The sequence below is a fragment of the Shewanella sp. 0m-8 genome (genome assembly GCF_052977265.1).
In genome coordinates, this window is record NZ_JBRIMB010000004.1 from 140,781 (window position 1) to 159,444 (window position 18,664).

Consider the following 18,664-nt stretch of genomic DNA (forward strand, 5'->3'; position numbering starts at 1 on the left):
CTGTAACGGAAGTGGCTTTTTTGTGCCTGTTAATAGCTAACTTGAGCCATTGCGGCCTGATTACTTGCCAACTCCCCTGCAAGTTCTGCAAAACTGTCTTCTGTTGGAGTCTCAATTTTTGCGGTAATGAATTGCTCTCGCCCCAGCCCAACCGAGCTGATTTCTTTTACTAATTCACGAATGGCTAGCATCGACATACGCACCGCCTCTTGTTCATCGAACGTCATGTTTTCAAGCGAAATATGAATGTGGGTACTCGGTTTTAGGCGGGCGCCAAATAGGATGATGGCTTTCTTTTGCTTTGAAAGGCTGCTGTATAAACTGGCCGCGCGGTTACGCCCAAGCATAGAACGCACAGCGGCAATACTTTGCTGACTAGATGGGGAAGCAATATCGTTAGCGGCAGCTTTTTCAATATGTAAGTCGGTTTCTATTCTGGGCAGAGATTCTGGCGCAGTTTGTTTTAGAGCTTTCATATAATTCCCCTTCTACATCAGCCCAGGCATGGGCATGGCTTGCATTGCATCGCTCGCAACAGTGAGTACCGGAATGGCTTGAAACTTCTGCTCTACGTCATGCACAAAAATGGCTAACTCCGCCATCACGTAAGACGCTCGTTTTACTGTTTCATGGCGCATCCGCTCAGTGACGCGTTTGGTCGCTTTAACATCTAAAGCCAGCGCGCCTAACTGTGCGGTATTGGCATTAATGTCTAGCGCCCTATCGGTTAACGCGGTTTTGCTTGCATTGGCTAAGTCGCCCAGTGACACCGAAGCCGCACAACCAAGATCCATCAACACCCCATCAACAATGCAGCGATTACCACTGGCCTTGCTGATTTTCACTAATTCACTCACCGTCAATTGATGCGGTTGCTCGGGTAGCAACTTATTGCGCAGCATTTGCGGGCGTTTCATTCCTGCAGTCTTGGCGATATCGCTTATCACCTCGTCATTTGCAAATTGACGCAACGCACCTGTTAAGTGAGCTTGCTCATTTGAATACTGTGTGTTGCTCGAATTGGCATACATAGACGCAAAACTCCATTTTGCTACTCTTCAATTGAAGATAAAAACATTCAAATGACGACTTTAATGTTTTAGCTCACTAAGCAAAGCTCTGAGGCTTCTTTCATTAGAGCCAACATATTGATATATGGGCGTTCTTGCGGTCTGCATTTAGGGCGAATAGGTAGGCGTCCTTCACGGACTAGGTAGCGGACGTTATCCACTGAAGTGCCAGTACGGCGGGCATACTCTTCATATGACAAGAAAGGTGCGTCAATGTGTAGTGATAGATTACTCATTTGATGATATCCTCGATTTTATGTGTACTTCTGTAATGTGGCGTTACAGTGTGTTAATTTCTAATCTGATTGGATTATTGATCATATGAGTGATTATTTCAAGGCTAAAAATGCAAATTACAAAATTCCTGTCAATGAGCCAGCAAATTATGATGGTGGAAGATTGCTAATCGAGCGATTGATTCATCTTTTTAATGTCAAGAATAGGCTTGAACTTGCTGATTTGATCGGAGTGACACCAGGAACATTGTCAACTTGGACGACTCGACAAACTACTCCACATGAACTGTTAATCAGAGTGCATTTAGCAACAGGAACTCCTATGGAATACCTTTGCTTTGGCACGGGGAAAAGTTTTGGTTCAAAACAAAATGAAGATAGCAAAACACCATTGAATCAAATTCTTACTGAGTCAGATGAAGCTTATAAGATGCCACTGTTAAACGTCCGAGATATTAACAATGGCCAATTGCGAGATATTGAAAAACTCAGAATTGATAATGGTTTCTTTTCGATTAACTCGATACAACCGAATTCAGGCGATTTTTTACTCAAAGAAGTGGGTAAGCACCTTTTCATTAACACCCATGAGACGGCAGTCACTAAAGGTTCTTATCTGTTCAGCGTAAATGACAGGTATCAAATAGGTGAATTACGTCAGCTACCCGATGGTAAAACCTATTTTTATGACGATGGTGAAAAACACGAGATAAACGAAGAAACAACTAAGATCCACGGCAAGGTAGTATCAATTTTAGAAAGCATTTAAGTAATTAAAGGGATTGGTTATGAAAGCATTTGAGATTTGTTTTACTGGTTTTAACGCTGTTGAACGAAATGAGTTAGAAACACAAGCTGAATTGGTAGGTCTATCGGTCAAAAAAAACGTAACCAAGAACCTTCATATTCTTTGTATTGGTGAGAACGCTGGCCCCAGTAAAGTAGATAAAGCTCGCGAAGGCGGTTCGGTCGTTATCGATAAATCTCAATTTGTACATTTTGCAGATACTGGTGAACTCCCGCAAGCTACAGTCGAACAAATACTAACTCTAATCGAATCCCGAACCCCCATTAAACCAAAGCAACAAAAGCAACAAAACCCTAGTGATGTCTTTTTAAACAAGGATGCCCAACCATACGGCCGCTGTAATCAGGCTGCTAATATCGAAAAAGCAATTGCTTCACTACATGGCATTCTTTTGGGGATCACCGCAGATGACAAACTTAAGCCCGCTGAACATGCTTTCCTCAATTTGTGGTTAAAAACCCATGAAGATATCTCTATTGACCCCGATATTATTGATATCGTCGATGTACTCAACGATGTGTTAGAGGACGGTATTATTGATGAAGATGAACATGATGATTTGTTCTGCTTAATAAATGATGTGAATGATGTACGCGGATTCAATGAACCTGGTAGCCATAACCAGATAAACCAACTACTTGGTCTACTTCAGGGAATTTCAGCTGATAACGAAATCAATGAAAGAGAAATTGATGCTCTTGTTATTTGGCTAAATGCAAATCAGCAAATTTTAGAACAATGGCCTGCTAGTGTCGTTTCATCAAAGCTATGTGAAATTTTAGAAGATGGCATTATCACCGAAGACGAAAAGAAAGACCTGTTGCTAACAGTGCAGAAAATCACGGGTAACCGTTTCTGTGAAACAGGTGATGTAACAGACAACACTACCGAATGCTTTGATGATATAAGCGAGATCCCGCACGATAACATTGGTTTTTGTTTCACTGGAAAGTTTAAATCTGGTAGCCGTAAAACTGTAGAGTCTAAAGCTCAAAGTCTTGGTGCTATGACAAGCAAAGATGTGTTGCTCTCTACCCAGTTTTTAGTGATTGGTACCCTAGCGAGTCGAGATTGGAAATATCTAAGTCATGGCCGAAAAATTGAAAAGGCTATGTCACTTAAAGAGAAAGGGCATGAGATTTATGTCATATCTGAAGAACAGTGGCTAACGGCTATCTAATTTGTTCAGTCATTAAAGAAACATGACAACAAATATCGCTATGTAGAAAACATTAGACAGTGTTTAACAAAGAGAGCTTTTAATGGATTATTCATACTTCTTAAATGATGCCGGGGACTATACAGCAAAACGCTTACAAGCTCCTAAAACCTCAGCTATAAAATTCAAAGACATGACGGACTTAGCTGACTTTCGTTTTGAATTAAAAGATTGCAAACCAAGTTCAGAAGACCAGTTTGTCGAACTATATAATAATTTCTTCGATTCAACTTATTCATATGATGTAGAGGTAGAGTCTTTTTCAGAGGCTGTGACCGCAAATCGAAACAAGTTTCTGGGTTCGAATACTTGGTTAAAACGTCTGTGGGATGACATAGAATATCTATATGACCCAGATGAAAATGAAGATGAGTATGAATGGCAAGCTGTTGATGACAGTGTTGCTAGTGCGCTAATAAAAGCAGATTTAGCAGTAAAAAAGACTGAACTTGAGCAGGACGACTGGTCAAATTATTTCTATTCAAAAACTGTTGCTGAATTAAAGTCTATTGCAAAACCACTTGGTATTAAAGTCTCTCAAGTTAAGTCTGGTCTAGTCAAAGACTTACTTGCTTGCCAAGATAAAAATGAATGGGTTGTTCCACTTCCCACCATTATAAAACTAAAGCCTCAACTAAAAATATTTATCCAAGAAATACAATCAAAGTACATTAATGAACTTGAAGTCACGTTACTAAAAGGCAACTACCCTAGAGCTTACCAAGCTCTGATCTGGAAAGAGGTCGCAGATTTCGATACGTATTGCTTTGTCCAGATGTTAGCAAAAGATAAATTAACCAACTTTAATGACGTAGATGGTGTTGTAGAAAAGAGTATTGAGTACAGCAACGATGACTACAGTATTTTTTTCTCTGAGTCTCATGAAGGTAACACTCCATCAGTTGATGAAATAATGGAGCAGAAAACGACTAATGAGACTGTTTCTAAATTAGACAACTCCGTTCGAATTATCTTTGATTATATTGACTCTAGTGGACAATCAAGTAATCGAGAATTCCGCTTAGATAAAATTATTCAAGCTGATAATACATATCTTCACGGCTTCTGCTTCCTTAGGAACGCTGCTCGTCACTTTAGGTTAGATAGAATTCAAGGTGATATTATCATCAAAGATACTGGCGAGGTTGTATCCAAAAACTATTGTATTAATTACTTTGGTGGTAAAACAGTAAAGCCAAATGAATTTAATAAAACTAGTACAAAAAAAACATCTAGTACTGAAGTTAAATATGAAACATCGACCTTTAGCGCAGACTCATTAAATCGAACTGTCAGTCCACTTTTGTTTATCGGGATTTTTATCATGCCGATAATTTTCTCTTGGTTCACGCTTCGTCAAGGTCACTCTTTACGCTCTAAGATAGTTTCATTTAGTTGGCTAATTTGTACGTTGTTATTAAGCTTTTCTGGCGAGCAAAATACTTAACCATGTCTATTCGTAACCTAAAAGATAGCAGCGACAAACCTTGGCTGTGCGAATGTTATCCCAATGGCCGCGATGGTAAGCGCATACGTAAAAAGTTTGCCACTCGTGGTGAAGCTACGGCTTTTGAATTGTTCACCATGAAAAAGGTCGATGACAAGCCTTGGTTGGGTGAAAAAGTTGATAACCGCCGTTTATCTGAGTTAATTAAACGCTGGCATGATCTGCATGGCCAACAACTGACTAAGCCTGAGCTGCGGTTGCGAAAGCTTGATTTGATTTGCAATGGCATGGGCGACCCGATTGCAAGCAAGATCACCGTAAATGACTTTGCCAATTATCGGCAAATGCGCCTCGATGGTGAGATTGAAGACGCCCAAGGTAAGATGAACAAGGTTAAGCCAAACACCATTAACCATGAACACGCTTATCTCAATGCAGTATTTTCAGAGCTGAAAAAGCTAGGCGAGTGGAAGCTACCCAACCCACTCGATGGCATATCACAATTTAAAATTGAAGACACCGAGCTGGCGTTCCTCTACCCAGAGGAGATCCCCATTGTTCTAACCGAATGTGCTAACGCTGAATACGAACACCTCACCACTATTGTGCTGATCTGTTTAGCCACAGGTTGCCGCTGGTCAGAGGCCGAAGGTTTGCGCGGTAGTCAAATAGCCCACAACCGCATTACCTTTGTAAAAACCAAAGGTAAGAAGAATAGAACGGTGCCAATAGCAAAAGAACTGGCCGACAAGATACCGCGTGCAAGAGGCCCTATATTCAGGCCTTGCCGCAAGTCATTTGAACGTGCGATTAAACGCACCAAGTTGAACTTTCCCGACAGACAGATGACCCACATTTTACGCCACACATTTGCCAGCCACTTTATGATGAACGGCGGCAATATTCTGGTACTAAAACAGATACTCGGCCACTCCGACATCAAAGACACCATGCGTTACGCCCACTTCGCCCCCGATCACCTGGACGACGCAATCACCAAAAACCCAATAGCTAATTTGGATCTTACTAAGGTAAATAAATAATGAACAACAGCTTATTTATCACAAACATTGCTCTAAAAAACCATACTTTCATTCAAGATATAAACATATATGTCGATTCAAGTGAAAAGAGAAATCTAATCATAACTGGCAAGAATGGCTCTGGTAAAACAACCTTACTAAAGACAATCGCTCATCAGTTAAACGCCCTGCGTAATAGTCACTATTCTTATGCAGAACTATACAGTGATATTGAAAGTAATCGCGCTAATATTCAAAGATGTAGAAAAGAAATACAAGAGCTCAAATTAAACACCCCACATGATGCGGTAAGAAATGCACAACTTTCCAATGAAATTGAACGGTTTACAAATCAAATCGATGATACAAAAAAAATTATAAATAATGAATATGATAACATTCACATTTCTTTCAATAATAGTGATAAGGATTATCTAAAGAAACACAAATTTTTAATAGCAACATTTGAAGCGAGGCGAAAGACAGTTGTCAATAAAGTATTAAACATATCAAGTCCTATTGCACCTAAGGTTTCATTTGAAGAAAGTGCATCAGACTATTTTCTTCAATATTTAGTTAATCGAAAATCACAACAAGCTTTCGCTTACTCAGACGGAGAAACTAGAGAGGCTGAAGAAATAGGTGAATGGCTTACTAGTTTAGAAGAATATTTCTCACTACTTTTTGAGCGAGAATTAAAACTGAAATTCAATCGACAAGAACTCCTGTTCACAATGCAAGATCAAAGTGGGAATGAACTAGATTTCAATACATTATCAGATGGCTACTCTTCGGTAATCGAAGTAGTCACAGATATTATCATGAGAATGGAAGAAAACCAGTTTGGTAACTATAACCAAAACGGTATCGTTCTTATTGATGAGGTAGAGACTCACCTTCATGTATCTCTTCAAAAAAGCATACTCCCATTTTTAACTAAAGTTTTCCCAAACATCCAATTTATCGTTACAACTCACTCTCCATTTGTGCTGTCATCTGTTGATGATGCTGTTATCTATGATATGGAAATGAAGCAACGAATCAGTCAAGAAGATAATCTTTGGGCATACTCATACGAAGCTCTTGTTGAGGGGTATTTTGAAATAGAGAAATTTTCAACAATTTTGAAGAAAAAAATAACTCAGTTTGAACAATTATCAGCTTTATCTGATGACAAGCGATCTCGAGAAGATAGAAAGCTCCTTAGGCAGTTAAAAAAAGAGCTTGAAAATGTTCCTCTTTTTAAAAACCCTGCAATTGAAGCTAAGTTGAAATCTTTAGGTCTTAAGTAGAGTGTAATAAATCATGATTCATTTTACTAAGACAATCCCTGGGCCTTCTGCAGCTTTACAAACTAGAAAAAACAACGGCAGCAATGATTACCGACTACCTGCTGTATGGGTACAACTAAAAACAGACTTTCATAAAAAGTGCTATTTGTGTGGTTTAAAAACAACTTCTCCTCGCATAGAACATTTTAGACCCCATAACAAAGGAGCAGATAGAAATTTAATGTTCTCATGGGATAACCTTTTCCTTGCTTGTGAACATTGTAACTCAATAAAGTCTAATCATTACCTAGGGCTAATAGACTGTACTTCAGAACATCCCGATCGACATATGTCGTTTCACTTAGACCCAATCGCAGATATTGGAAAAAGAGTTATTATAAAAAAGCTCCCAACGAGCACAATCAATGATGACACTGTGAACCTACTATCTGAAATATACAGTGGGACGGCTTCCTGCAAAAAGTTAGGTGCTGAAGTTATCGTAGACGAACTAATTGATGAGCTTAATGACTTCCATGATTTACTAGATTCATATACACAAACACAGAATCCAGTAGAATTAAATGACTTAATTTGGGAGGTTAATAACAAAAGCAAATTCACCGCTTTTAAGCGATGGATGGTTAAAGACAACCCAGACTATAGCGAGCTATTGGCTCAACATTTTATCAACTAAAATTGATATCAAATGGCGACAGAATGGCGGCAGCCATTTAGAAAGGCTAACACCTTCTAACAGATGCCAACCCGTAACATATTGAAATTATTCTAATCACGCGTTATTACGGGCTATTAGATAGGATGTAGGCTTTTTGGACGCGGGTTCGAGCCCCGTCAGAACAACATCCCGCCAATACTAGGTTAGCAATAACCTTCAAAGGCCGCTAAACCCTTACCAGACGGGTTTAGCGGCTTTTTTGTATCTGCAACTTTTCCACACAAATAATTGATACCACCAATTTTAGACACAAAAAAACCTGCACTGGGGCAGGTCTTCTGTACATTGAAGCAGTTCTAGCTGCTTGGCAGTTCGATTAGTTCTGTTTTTTAACGAACTTAGACTTAAGCATCATTGCGCCGTGACCATCAACTTTACAGTCAATATCGTGGTCGCCATCAACAAAACGCTTAATAACCGCTTTAGTACCTACTTTAAGTACTAACGAAGAACCCTTAACTTTAAGGTCTTTGATTAGTGTTACTTTGTCTTCTTCAGCCAATAAGTTGCCAACGGCATCCTTTAAGATGATTGCGTCTGGATCCACGATAACTTCGTTTGGATTCCATTCATGAGCACATTCAGGGCAAACTAAGTTTGAGCCATCTTCGTATACGTAGATTGACTCACATTTTGGGCATGGTGGGATAGCGCTCATGGCATTTTCTCTTTAATAAATTATTTGTTGAATCCTATTAATACGTCACACCTAAAGCTGACGATTAAACGACTCACCTTTAAAGACACATTATAATAAAAATTTCGAATATCAGCTAGGCTCAAAAATTAGTCTTGTGAACAGGCCGCATTTTACATATGACATAGTTCGATCAAGTTAACAAAACCACCAAAAACAGATTAATTTACGTTCAACTTATCTAGCTCTAGTTGTTTTTTCAACGCGTGCAAACCACTGCCAACGATTCTGATCACAGCAAATGATAGATATTGATGTAGCTCTCACCGAATGTGACAACATTCGATTAGCGCCATAATCTGAACTTGGATTGCTAGAGATGGCTTAAAGCGCACACGTCTCTTTCTAGCTTCGACAGTTAGCAAGCCTGAGATAAATACACGAAAGGAGCGTTTTGAACAGAAGTAACTCAAACAGAAAACAAAAAAGGCTTACTAAAAAAGTAAGCCTTGGGAATGAGTGAAAAGCGCGTCGGGGTTAGCCATTACATACAACAACTCAGGGTTATGCTACATCCCTCGTTGACCGCGCTGTAAGCCCAGAAACTACACGGTTGCTACTCTTAGAGCCATGACCTCACACCTACATATTAGCTAACGTCTGCATTTACTTTACACACACACTTTACACACACTACATACTCTCATAAATGCTTAGCTAATAGACTTACTACTTACAAAATAGTCACTGTCTAAGATACGCTTTTCATTATTCAGTATAGCCGATTTTCGCCCAGCCACAGGGCTGACAGTCAATATTTACCACTAATTCCCCCCTATTTCAGATGGGGCGAAAATAGCTTATTGTTTTAATAGGCTTTCAGCCTGTTAGCGCTCTCAAATATTATTTTAATGAAATACTAAACGGGTTTAAAAGCATTGACTCAAGCGCGTTTACGCTTAGCTCGAAGGAGCAGAGATTCTAACTGAAGCCTTACCGTTTAAGCACTATGTTCAAACCTCTCAGACGGTCAACAATAACAACAACGGAATCAATTGAAACTTATCCCATAAGGTAGTTACTTAATGCTGAACCCTTGGCTATTAATATACGCTCGCATAAATGGCCTCGACTCTTTATTCAGTGTCGATGTGATCTGTTCTGACCAAGAAACATGTTTATTATTGCTACTTCTAGCAGCGTAGTACTCTCTAACATGTTGATCATAAACGACGAGTATTGCCTTATCCATCGCTTGATAGCGATCTTGATGCACCACAATACTCAGCGGTAAACGAGGTTTGACTTCAGGCACATTGGCCGGATATCCCAAGCACATGCCAAATAAAGGCATCACGTTTTTAGGCAGACCTAAAAGTGCTGTCACCTGCTCAGGATCATTGCGGATCCCACCAATGTATACGCCTCCTAACCCCAAAGATTCGGCTGCAATGATGGCATTTTGTGCCATTAAACCGGTATCGATAGCCCCTATCAAAGTTTGCTCTGTAAAGCCTAATTGTGCATCGGGATGTATTTGATGATGGCGATTAAAATCAGCACAGAACACTAAAAACTCAGCTGCCGACTCGACATAACTTTGTCCACCTGCGAGCTTGGCTAACAGCGCCCGAACCTCTGGAGCACTCACACGTATAATGCTGGAGCATTGAATAAAACTTGAGCTAGAAGCGGCATTGGCACAACGTAAAATCTGCTCAAGCTTTGGCGCTTCGATAGCCTGTTCCGTGAAATGCCTAATCGATCGGTGCTGTATAATTGTTGCTATGGTCTGATTCATATTCAGTTGGTTCTCTTATGTTCACAAGACTTAGCCAAGCAGCTACTCTCGCTGGTAATGAAAAAGGTTTTATATTCAATAAGTAGCTGTATTAACTACGCATATACGACTTAACTAAAACCTAAAACAGTAGAAAAAAACATCGATTTGGTAACGGATACATCAAAAGCTTAACTAAAATTAAATGTAATTCATAATTATTGACCCAACAGGCACTTGAGGAATAGGTTAGTCATTATGGAACGGAGATCACATTCTGCCATCTCGGTCAGCCATTTTTAGTCATGGAGTATTCTGATGCGAAACCTCGAATTATTTAGTACTGCCTCTATCGATCACCTTATGTGGTCAACCAAAGAGTATGAAACCAATCTCAACGAGTCAGCCCTGACTATCTTTACTGATTTTGATCACACTCAACCTATGGTTGTAGACGCCTCGACGACTGCAATTAATACCGCTGAGATTATGGAGAAAACCCATGCCTTTATGCGACTAGTTGTAGATAAAGATAATAAATTTCTAGGAGTGATTAGCAAGCATGAACTGTCCCCACACAGGATGATGAAACTTGCTGCAAAACACTCAATGCATATTAATGAGCTGCAAGTTACCGATATGATGGTAGCGCGTGACGATTTAATGGCTCTTGATTTCCAAGAAGTGCTGACGGCCAATGTCAGCGATGTTGTCAGGACCTTACAAGAGAATGGTTTACATCATATGTTGGTTATCGACCATCAGAAGCACCATATACGTGGGCTTATTTCCGCCAATGATGTGGCCAGAAAACTCAATGTGCCAATTAATATCCAACAGCCACCTTCATTTATGCAAATATTTAAGGCAACAAAATAAGTTAGGTAACTCAAGTCTATTCATAGAGCGATAAACTTGAGCTCTGAGATTAATCAATCTAAACGTCAAACCGTTTCGTTTATCCTCAGCGTTTAACAAAATCCCCTGAGTAACCGCACTGTTACTCAGGCTCGCAGCCTCTTTCCCCCTCATGCCCAGTAGCGCTTGCACCGCTTAATGATTTAAGGCTATGCTAGGTGCGTTAGCGTTATGTAGATCCTAGCCTGAAATCATACATTCCTGACCTATGAGGAGTCATGCATTGACCTTCTTATCTCCCCTGCGAGCATGTTGTGCTCTTAGTTTGGCTAGCGTGCTGGTTTTCATCCCCCGCCCCTCCTTAGCAGATCAATGGCACTTTAGTTTTGATAATGACGTGGTTATTGGTCAAGATGGTGATTACTCCAATGGGTTTGTATTTGGCTGGCAAGCTCTCCCTCAAGCAGACTTTACTCAAGCTCCTTGGCCCTTTAGTTGGCAAAAAAGTTTACGGCTCTCCAGCCATAGCCATACTGCCCAGTGGGGGGCCAAAGTCTATCAAAGGATGTGGACCCCAACTGAGATTAAGTTTGACTATGCTCAGCCCAATGAACGTCCTTACGCCGGCATACTGGAACTTGAAAGCTTTACAGGTAGCTTTAGTGAGACGTTAGCGCAAAAGAACTGGTTTAGCATTGGTGTTATCGGCCCCGCGTCGGGTGCACAGACTATGCAAGAGTTCGTGCATAAAATTACCTCTTCAACCCCTCCTAAAGGATGGCAATATCAAGTCGAAAACCAACTTACTGTGCAACTGGCTTATGAGGTTGATGCATTAGCATTTAGGCAAAAAAGTACTGACGATAGCCAATGGGAACTTAGTGGTTATAGCCATAATATGTTGGGAAATTTTCGCTCAGAGGCGAGCCTTGGCCTTACGCTACGCTGGGGAGATGATTTAGCAAAAACATTTGGCCAATTGAGTAGCCATGCAGGTCATTTTGGTCAATACAGCGCGAGTGCACGCCAACATGGTAGCTGGACAGTATACGCCCGTGCGCAAGCGGGATACCGCTTCAACGACCTGACTATTGACGGCTCATTACCCTATGACTCGTACCTGCAGATAAAGCACCAACAAGCCAGAGCTAGCACTGGTGTTATTTGGGCATTCCCCACTTGGTCTGTCAGTTGGAGTTTCGATCTCTACACCAAGGAATATGAGTCAGATCCTGATAAATGGCATGGTTATGGCGTATTGAGTTACAGTTTTATGTTGTAATTCAATAAGGCTTAGCTCGCTGTTAACGCCCTTTTCACGCCCTTTTCACGCCTCTGACTCGGCACTTAAAAACTAAAGGCCCAGCCAATCTGTGGGCCCTTTTCAACAAAGTCCATCTGATATTTTACACCATCGACTTCTGAGTCATTGCCAATTTGCAGGTAACGATAACCAATCCACACATTATGTAGGTCGCCGAACCGATATAGAGCCGAGGCATTGAAGCCATAATCTCGATCATTGTCACCATAGATTTTAGTATCGGCGCCTACTGACACGCCCCAAGCTTTTGTCATCCAATATCGATAAGTGGCCCCCACCAACCAGTCGAACAGATGCTCATTCGCAATCGGTACCTGAGTATTAATATTGATCAGTCCATCATCACTCAATGGTTTTATATTTAAATCAATTTTACTAAAGATATGCCGGACACCTGTAAATACACGCAAGCCAGGCGCGACTTCATAGCCCGCTAGCAAATCGTTAACGGCTAAATGCATATCGGTTTCGACATTGTGACCCGGGGAGATAATACCGCCAGAGATGGGCCCTTTAAGGCCCTCGGTCTGACTATCACTTTTAATCCTTAGGTAATTAACTCTAAGGCTATAGAGCCAATCCCCTTTCTGAGCATACAGCTCACCAATAACACCGAAGTTCAAGTTATCAATGATGTCTTTAAACGGCACGTCGATATCAACTCGCTCGCTATCTGCAGCAATTGAGCCAGAGATATCTGGCGCCCAAACCATGGGGAAAGCGATTAAATAGTTCCACTGCAGCTCTCCCTCATCATAGGAATCCGGGCCAACCTCATACTCTTCACTTGCAAAGACTGTAGAGTGAGTCATCAACATGAGTAATACCAAAGACGCTTTTTTCACCCGCTATACTCCTAACCATTTATGGCCCATTGTTTATCGACACTTAATCTACCCAATGCAACACATCTTTAATAACCGACCACCTAGGCTGTTTTGGTTTAGCGTTCTCACCTAAAATCCAATATCCATAGAGCTTGTCGACAAAACCTGACGACTTTTGTAGCTCCAACCAACTGTTTAAAAAGGTTTGTAATGACCCATTGTCAAGAGCCACCGCATAGGATGCTGGAAATGATTTAATCTCTTCTCGATTATAAAGAGTGGTGTATTCTGGGTATAATATTGTCCAGGTTTTACCGGCCTCTAGGCTTATCATCAGGCCATCCCATGTATTACCGTCGTCTTCAAAAAACATCCTATCCGATTGTATGGTTTCAAATTCAAGGTTAGGAAATTTCTCCTCTAAATGCGGAATGATTGAATAGCTGCCAACAGAAGCGATGCGAACTTTGCCCGCATCTTGGATCAATTTATCGGTTTTAAACTCATCGGCTCGATGGTCTTTCACCACAAAGGCGTAGTGCAGATCGAGTACAGGCGTAGTAAAGCCCACCAGCTCTAATCGCTGAGTTGTCATCTGCAAGCCCGATATCGCAATATCAAACTGGCCTTGATTAATCCCTTCAAGTACATTAGCAAAAGTATAAGGGATGAACGCAATGCTTAGATCCATCTCTTGGGCTAACTTTTTCATTAGCTCAACATCAAAGCCAACCAACTTTTGCTCCGCATTGTAGAAAGAAAACGGCACTTGTATCGGGTTATAGCCGACTCTAAGTACACCACTTTCTCTTATCTGTTGTACACTGCGAGGCCCATTCGCTGCTGCGACATCCCCCCAACTGTATGCGATCACTTGATCCGGCACTTTTTCTGCAGAGCTCATCTGCGCAACCACCTCATCCATCTCATATTCAGTATCTACAATCGAACTCAATAACCAACTTGAGCCTAACAAACATATACCAATAAACACTGGCGTTAACGCACTGTATATCACTAAACGCTTCATGCTGATTTTCGCGACACCCACCAGCATTGCCGTGCCGCCAACCGCTAAAATAAAGATATTCATCGCTGCTAATAACGAGGTAAAGCGACTGGTAAACAAACTTGAAACCATATAAAGCTGGAATAAGTCAGAAGACAGCTCTAATGAATCTAGCAACATAGGGATAGTTAAATAGACACTACCAAACAGGCTAACCAGACCATTTAATGACATAGGCAGATAAGTCAAAAAATCCAGCTCTTGGCCAGAAAACCACGCCGCAAACAGGACAAACACAATAGTAAGTAACTTACCGAGGTTAGGGAAACTAAACACAACCGGAATGATGATATTGGCATAATCATCACTTTGCTGACTGCCAATATTATATTTATGGAATAACTCTTTAGTCCGCTCAATTAAAATCGGGATCACGATAAAAATATTACCCGCTGCAAATGCGGTGACCATGGCATCTTTAGCAATACCGGTTATATCGCGATAAGAAAATGGCGTGATCACGGCCAGAATGGCTGGTAACACCCAATAAGTTAAAATAATAGTCATCACTACATGAGCAACAAAATACACCTGCAGCTTTTGAAACTCATCGAAATCCATGGTACCAGCTGTTGCGGCAGTCATGGCAAAAATGCCTATAGGCATCAACTTTACAATGCTTTGAGTCACTTTATTAAACGACTCACCCAATAGCTGCATCGGCTTCATTAACGAGTCTTTATTGTCGATAGAGATAAGCGCTATTCCCGTTGCAACACAAAATAGAACAATCGCAGGAATATAACTATTTGATAATGAGAAGAATGGATTTGAAGGGATATAAATATCAAGCAGATTAATCGAATTAGGATCTTCAAGCGCTGTCAGGCTAAAGAACTCCCCTGCCTGCCAGTCAGGAAATGTGTACTTAATAAAGTACATCGTCAGCAAACCAAAAGCCCAGATAACCAACATTAACTTACCGACTTTCACGCCAAGAGATTTGGCTTGCTCCATACTTAGGCTACCTAAGCTAGAAATCAAAGATACGATAATGTACGGAATAATGGTCATCTGCAGCAGCTTAATAAAAGCATCACCGATAACCGACATCCAGGCCAACATCTCACCAAAAAACAATCCCGCAGCAATACCTGCTGCAAACGACAATAACACCAACGTCGACATACTCATTTTTTGTTTTGGCTTATCGGCAGACTCTTTTTCTGGCGCTATTGCTGCAGTTTTGCTGGTCATGTAATGCCTCCTTGCTGACCCATATCGGCTACCTCTGTTTGAGAGTCCTTAATGGCGTCTTGATAACACTTAAGATATTGTAAAATCTTCTCTTCTGGATTAAATAGTTTAGCCGCTCGAGCTCTTCCAGCCTTGCCTAGATTTTGTTGCGTGTGTGGTTCAGTCAAGATGCCCTCCATGGCTTTGGCCATACCTAACGCATCATTAGGGTCAAACATAAAACCTGTTTTACCATTGTCTACCACTTCAGGAACACCATCGACGTTACTGCTAACCGTTGGAACGCCACAGGCCATCGCTTCGAGTAACACCATACTAAAAGACTCTCGATAACTCGGTTGGATCATGCAATCAGCATTAGGGAGATAATGCTCAACATGGGTAACATCTCCCACAAAGACAACATGCTTTAAAATCCCCAACTTTTCACATTGCTGCTTGATACCATCAATATCAGGGCCACTCCCGAGCAGTACCAGCCGAGCTTTGACTTTCCTAAGTAGCATGTGAAATGAGCGGATCACTGTGTCGCTGTTTTTTAGCGGCCTAAAATTAGACACATGCATCACGATTTTCTCATCGTCTCTCGCTAACTGACGTCGAACATTAATGTCTGCAAATTTGGGGGAGAAAACGTCTAAATCAATAAAATTATGAATAACATCAATCGACTTACTTTTATCGAAATGACTGTATATATAGTTACGTTGATAGCTCGAAACCGTCGTGACCTTACTACTTTTATGGATACTGAAACGATTAAGTGGATACAGAGGTTTATCTTGACCAACAATCGTCACATCGGTGCCATGAATAGTCGTGATGGTTGGAAACTTATGCTCGGTGATTTCACCCGCTAGATAAGCGCATAATGAGTGAGGAATGGAGTAGTGTGCATGTACAACATCAAGCTTAAATTGCTCGACCACTTCCACTATTTTAGCCGTCAATGCAAATGTATATAGAGGATCGGAAAACAGGGGGTAATTAATGGCTTCAACGGAGTGAAAGAATAAGCATTCTGAATCCTCTATCAATTTAAAAGGCCGAACACTGGAGATAAAGTGAACTTCATGGCCAAGCTTAGCAAGCCCTAACCCTAATTCTGTTGCTACCAGCCCCGAGCCCCCGATACTTGGGTGGCACACTATCCCTATGCGCATCTTCGACATAAATTCCTCACCACCAAAATAGTTAAGAGAATGTTACAGCAAAAGAAAACTTAGCATCATTAGGAACTTAATCCAAGTAAATCCTTTTACGCTATTAATGAATAGTTATCATGAAAATAAAGGTGAATATTAGCGGTTGATGTCATCATTCGAGCCGATATGGTGAGTCACACCTTTCCCTCAACTCTTACATCTAACACCTCACTCCTCACTCCTCACATATATTTTGATTTGCAAAATGCAAAAACTGATCTTTACCTTAATCTTTCAAAACAAATAAACCAATGAAAGTAAACAATAAAAATTAATGGCACAGCTTATGCTTTCACTGAATATATTAATAATATCGACAGTGAGAGATGCATTATGAAAATATCCAAAACAATCCCATTACGCTGCTCCCCATTAATTTTAAGCTTATTAATTTCTGCCAGTGTCAGCGCGTCCGCTCCCTTTAGTGCCTGTCCAACTGAAGCATTTGTGATCCAGAAGCAATCTAATACCCCCAAAAGCTACGGTGTAAACCTAGCAACTGGTAGCTATGTGGTGTTATCTGAGGATATGGGGACAGGCAACGGCTACAACGGCGTTGGGTTTAATTACCATGATAACTACATTTACGGTTGGGATTATGCAACGGGATCATTAGGCCGTGCCGGCAACGATTATCAAATTATCTCCCTTTCTGTTACCAAAGATACAACCGCTGCGAGTGCCGGTAATTTCTATGTCGGAGACGTCGCAATCAATGAAAACGTTTGGTATGGCTATCGAAAAGGTAAAGGGTTATTCAAAATCCCTCTTGATAACCCTGCAAGCTATAACATGACCTTAGTGCCTGGCAGTACCGCCTATGCGACCTATAATATTACCGACCTCGCCTTTCATCCTACCGATGGTTACATGTACAGCATTAGTAATGGATCTACAGGTAGGCTGTTGCGTATCGACCCCGCTAGTGCAGAAGCCACCGACTTAGGCGTGGTCATTACCTCAAATTCGGGAAACTTTATTTTTGGCGCACAATTTTTTGACCCTGATGGCAACCTTTATGTCAGTAATAACAGTAACGGTAATATCTACAAAGTTAACGTTGATTCGGCTTCACCAAGCGCGGTGTTATTTGCGTATGGCCCAGCCTCATCAGCCAACGATGGAGCCCGCTGCGCGTTAGCAGAAGTGGTGGTAGGTGATAGTGTCGACTTTGGTGATGCTCCTGATTCTTACGGTACCCGATTAAACTCAAATGGTGCCAGACACAACATCAGCGATAATCTCTATTTAGGCGCGAGTGTCGATAATGAGTCTGATGGTTATGCCGCGCCACTCTCCGATGATGCCAGCGATAGCTCTGATGACGAAGATGGCGTATCAATGCCTACGGGGTTTGAGCTTGGCGAGAGTGCGATACTACTCGTTACTGCTAGCGGTGGAGATGGCTACCTTAATGCTTGGTTTGACTGGGATCAAAACGGCGAGTTTGACTTAGAAGAACAGATTATCTTAGGTGAACCACTTGATAATGGTCTCAACACCCTCAGTATTGAAGTTCCTAGCTGGGCGAAGGCCGGACCAACTTGGGCACGCTTTCGTCTCAGTACTCAACAAGATATCACTCCAACAGGTGGTGTTGGCGACGGTGAGGTTGAAGATTACCCGGTAACCCTTACCGAAACTGGCGTGACCATTAATTATACCAAACTGGAAAATTAACTGGTCACACTTGCCCAATCCCTAGAACACAATTTTGTCACTCGCTCTGAACTCTCAGTAAAGGTATTCCAAGCCTCACAAACACTATCGACAATATCTTCATAATTTTTGAAAACTCTATTAGCAAGGCAGTGTTGCCGCATCCAGCTCCATACTTGTTCAATTGAATTTAGCTCTGGTGAATAGGGCGGTAATTTAATGATGCTGACATTTTTGAATTCATCTGCAATACCGTCTGAATGCCAACCGGCACCATCCATGAGTACTACAGCATG

The 18,664-nt window shown here is 41.2% G+C and carries 18 protein-coding genes; 9 read left to right on the forward strand and 9 right to left on the reverse strand.

Annotated elements, in window-relative coordinates; genetic code table 11:
- Positions 1 to 29: 29 nt before the first annotated feature.
- The 3 genes from ACVBIO_RS03520 to ACVBIO_RS03530 all read right to left on the reverse strand — a co-directional run bounded on the left by ACVBIO_RS03520 (position 30) and on the right by ACVBIO_RS03530 (position 1,306).
- The gene (locus ACVBIO_RS03520) at positions 30 to 476 is read right to left on the reverse strand and encodes a hypothetical protein (protein WP_447171975.1); all 447 of its coding nucleotides are present in this window, start codon (positions 474 to 476) and stop codon (positions 30 to 32) included.
- Positions 477 to 488: 12 nt separating this feature from the next.
- The gene (locus ACVBIO_RS03525; protein WP_447171976.1) at positions 489 to 1,031 is read right to left on the reverse strand and encodes a phage regulatory CII family protein; all 543 of its coding nucleotides are present in this window, start codon (positions 1,029 to 1,031) and stop codon (positions 489 to 491) included.
- Between the two features lie 68 nt (positions 1,032 to 1,099).
- Positions 1,100 to 1,306, reverse strand: a complete 207-nt coding sequence (locus ACVBIO_RS03530) for a DNA-binding protein (RefSeq protein WP_447171977.1) — start codon at positions 1,304 to 1,306, stop codon at positions 1,100 to 1,102.
- An 85-nt stretch (positions 1,307 to 1,391) separates the two neighbouring features.
- Between ACVBIO_RS03530 and ACVBIO_RS03535 the strand changes: the two genes are divergently transcribed.
- The 6 genes from ACVBIO_RS03535 to ACVBIO_RS03560 all read left to right on the forward strand — a co-directional run bounded on the left by ACVBIO_RS03535 (position 1,392) and on the right by ACVBIO_RS03560 (position 7,770).
- Positions 1,392 to 2,075 (forward strand): helix-turn-helix transcriptional regulator, encoded by a 684-nt coding sequence (locus tag ACVBIO_RS03535; RefSeq protein WP_447171978.1) that lies wholly within the window; start codon positions 1,392 to 1,394, stop codon positions 2,073 to 2,075.
- Positions 2,076 to 2,094: 19 nt separating this feature from the next.
- Positions 2,095 to 3,294: a BRCT domain-containing protein gene (locus tag ACVBIO_RS03540; RefSeq protein WP_447171979.1), complete on the forward strand. Its 1,200-nt coding sequence runs from the start codon at positions 2,095 to 2,097 to the stop codon at positions 3,292 to 3,294.
- Positions 3,295 to 3,376: 82 nt separating this feature from the next.
- Positions 3,377 to 4,780 carry a WYL domain-containing protein gene (locus ACVBIO_RS03545; protein WP_447171980.1) on the forward strand — a complete coding sequence of 468 codons (1,404 nt, stop codon included), beginning with the start codon at positions 3,377 to 3,379 and terminating at the stop codon, positions 4,778 to 4,780.
- A 2-nt stretch (positions 4,781 to 4,782) separates the two neighbouring features.
- Positions 4,783 to 5,823 (forward strand): phage integrase, encoded by a 1,041-nt coding sequence (locus ACVBIO_RS03550; protein WP_447171981.1) that lies wholly within the window; start codon positions 4,783 to 4,785, stop codon positions 5,821 to 5,823.
- Entirely contained in the window at positions 5,823 to 7,094 is a 1,272-nt protein-coding gene (locus ACVBIO_RS03555; RefSeq protein WP_447171982.1) for an AAA family ATPase, read from the forward strand. Before ACVBIO_RS03550 ends, ACVBIO_RS03555 begins: the two co-directional genes overlap by 1 nt.
- A 13-nt stretch (positions 7,095 to 7,107) precedes the next feature.
- Positions 7,108 to 7,770 (forward strand): hypothetical protein, encoded by a 663-nt coding sequence (locus ACVBIO_RS03560; RefSeq protein ID WP_447171983.1) that lies wholly within the window; start codon positions 7,108 to 7,110, stop codon positions 7,768 to 7,770.
- A gap of 358 nt (positions 7,771 to 8,128) precedes the next feature.
- Here the strand turns inward: ACVBIO_RS03560 and ACVBIO_RS03565 are convergent, their stop codons facing one another.
- Positions 8,129 to 8,470, reverse strand: coding sequence for a zinc ribbon domain-containing protein YjdM (locus ACVBIO_RS03565; RefSeq protein WP_447161143.1), 342 nt, complete (start codon positions 8,468 to 8,470; stop codon positions 8,129 to 8,131).
- Positions 8,471 to 9,527: 1,057 nt separating this feature from the next.
- Positions 9,528 to 10,250, reverse strand: coding sequence for an oxygen-insensitive NADPH nitroreductase (nfsA, locus tag ACVBIO_RS03570; protein ID WP_447171984.1), 723 nt, complete (start codon positions 10,248 to 10,250; stop codon positions 9,528 to 9,530).
- Between the two features lie 297 nt (positions 10,251 to 10,547).
- Here nfsA and ACVBIO_RS03575 point away from each other — a divergent pair, with 297 nt between their 5' ends.
- Together ACVBIO_RS03575 and ACVBIO_RS03580 are read left to right on the forward strand one after the other, a co-directional pair.
- Entirely contained in the window at positions 10,548 to 11,108 is a 561-nt protein-coding gene (locus ACVBIO_RS03575) for a CBS domain-containing protein (protein ID WP_447161141.1), read from the forward strand.
- 262 nt (positions 11,109 to 11,370) lie between these two features.
- Positions 11,371 to 12,369 (forward strand): lipid A deacylase LpxR family protein, encoded by a 999-nt coding sequence (locus ACVBIO_RS03580; RefSeq protein WP_447171985.1) that lies wholly within the window; start codon positions 11,371 to 11,373, stop codon positions 12,367 to 12,369.
- 65 nt (positions 12,370 to 12,434) lie between these two features.
- Here the strand turns inward: ACVBIO_RS03580 and ACVBIO_RS03585 are convergent, their stop codons facing one another.
- From ACVBIO_RS03585 to bshA, 3 genes are read right to left on the reverse strand one after another with little or no spacing between them, the layout of a single operon-like run.
- The gene (locus ACVBIO_RS03585) at positions 12,435 to 13,256 is read right to left on the reverse strand and encodes a hypothetical protein (protein WP_447161139.1); all 822 of its coding nucleotides are present in this window, start codon (positions 13,254 to 13,256) and stop codon (positions 12,435 to 12,437) included.
- Between the two features lie 43 nt (positions 13,257 to 13,299).
- A complete protein-coding gene (locus ACVBIO_RS03590; protein ID WP_447163765.1) occupies positions 13,300 to 15,504 on the reverse strand; it encodes a cation:dicarboxylate symporter family transporter in 2,205 nt (734 codons plus the stop codon).
- Positions 15,501 to 16,676, reverse strand: coding sequence for an N-acetyl-alpha-D-glucosaminyl L-malate synthase BshA (bshA, locus tag ACVBIO_RS03595; RefSeq protein ID WP_447171986.1), 1,176 nt, complete (start codon positions 16,674 to 16,676; stop codon positions 15,501 to 15,503). The genes ACVBIO_RS03590 and bshA overlap by 4 nt, the downstream gene beginning before the upstream one ends.
- A 366-nt stretch (positions 16,677 to 17,042) precedes the next feature.
- Here bshA and ACVBIO_RS03600 point away from each other — a divergent pair, with 366 nt between their 5' ends.
- Positions 17,043 to 18,389 carry a DUF6923 family protein gene (locus ACVBIO_RS03600; protein ID WP_447171987.1) on the forward strand — a complete coding sequence of 449 codons (1,347 nt, stop codon included), beginning with the start codon at positions 17,043 to 17,045 and terminating at the stop codon, positions 18,387 to 18,389.
- Here the strand turns inward: ACVBIO_RS03600 and ACVBIO_RS03605 are convergent.
- Positions 18,386 to 18,664, reverse strand: a 279-nt coding sequence (locus tag ACVBIO_RS03605; protein ID WP_447171988.1) for a transposase, incomplete at its 5' end; no start/stop codon positions are given. The two genes, ACVBIO_RS03600 and ACVBIO_RS03605, sit on opposite strands and share 4 nt — an antisense overlap.

What these genes read in the sequence shown, in the direction of transcription:
- ACVBIO_RS03520 (WP_447171975.1), bottom strand. Translation starts at nt 476, where the DNA reads ATGAAAGCTCTAAAACAAACTGCGCCAGAATCTCTGCCCAGAATAGAA.
- ACVBIO_RS03525 (WP_447171976.1), bottom strand. Translation starts at nt 1,031, where the DNA reads ATGTATGCCAATTCGAGCAACACACAGTATTCAAATGAGCAAGCTCAC.
- ACVBIO_RS03530 (WP_447171977.1), bottom strand. Translation starts at nt 1,306, where the DNA reads ATGAGTAATCTATCACTACACATTGACGCACCTTTCTTGTCATATGAA.
- ACVBIO_RS03535 (WP_447171978.1), top strand. Translation starts at nt 1,392, where the DNA reads ATGAGTGATTATTTCAAGGCTAAAAATGCAAATTACAAAATTCCTGTC.
- ACVBIO_RS03540 (WP_447171979.1), top strand. Translation starts at nt 2,095, where the DNA reads ATGAAAGCATTTGAGATTTGTTTTACTGGTTTTAACGCTGTTGAACGA.
- ACVBIO_RS03545 (WP_447171980.1), top strand. Translation starts at nt 3,377, where the DNA reads ATGGATTATTCATACTTCTTAAATGATGCCGGGGACTATACAGCAAAA.
- ACVBIO_RS03550 (WP_447171981.1), top strand. Translation starts at nt 4,783, where the DNA reads ATGTCTATTCGTAACCTAAAAGATAGCAGCGACAAACCTTGGCTGTGC.
- ACVBIO_RS03555 (WP_447171982.1), top strand. Translation starts at nt 5,823, where the DNA reads ATGAACAACAGCTTATTTATCACAAACATTGCTCTAAAAAACCATACT.
- ACVBIO_RS03560 (WP_447171983.1), top strand. Translation starts at nt 7,108, where the DNA reads ATGATTCATTTTACTAAGACAATCCCTGGGCCTTCTGCAGCTTTACAA.
- ACVBIO_RS03565 (WP_447161143.1), bottom strand. Translation starts at nt 8,470, where the DNA reads ATGAGCGCTATCCCACCATGCCCAAAATGTGAGTCAATCTACGTATAC.
- nfsA (WP_447171984.1), bottom strand. Translation starts at nt 10,250, where the DNA reads ATGAATCAGACCATAGCAACAATTATACAGCACCGATCGATTAGGCAT.
- ACVBIO_RS03575 (WP_447161141.1), top strand. Translation starts at nt 10,548, where the DNA reads ATGCGAAACCTCGAATTATTTAGTACTGCCTCTATCGATCACCTTATG.
- ACVBIO_RS03590 (WP_447163765.1), bottom strand. Translation starts at nt 15,504, where the DNA reads ATGACCAGCAAAACTGCAGCAATAGCGCCAGAAAAAGAGTCTGCCGAT.
- bshA (WP_447171986.1), bottom strand. Translation starts at nt 16,676, where the DNA reads ATGTCGAAGATGCGCATAGGGATAGTGTGCCACCCAAGTATCGGGGGC.
- ACVBIO_RS03600 (WP_447171987.1), top strand. Translation starts at nt 17,043, where the DNA reads ATGAAAATATCCAAAACAATCCCATTACGCTGCTCCCCATTAATTTTA.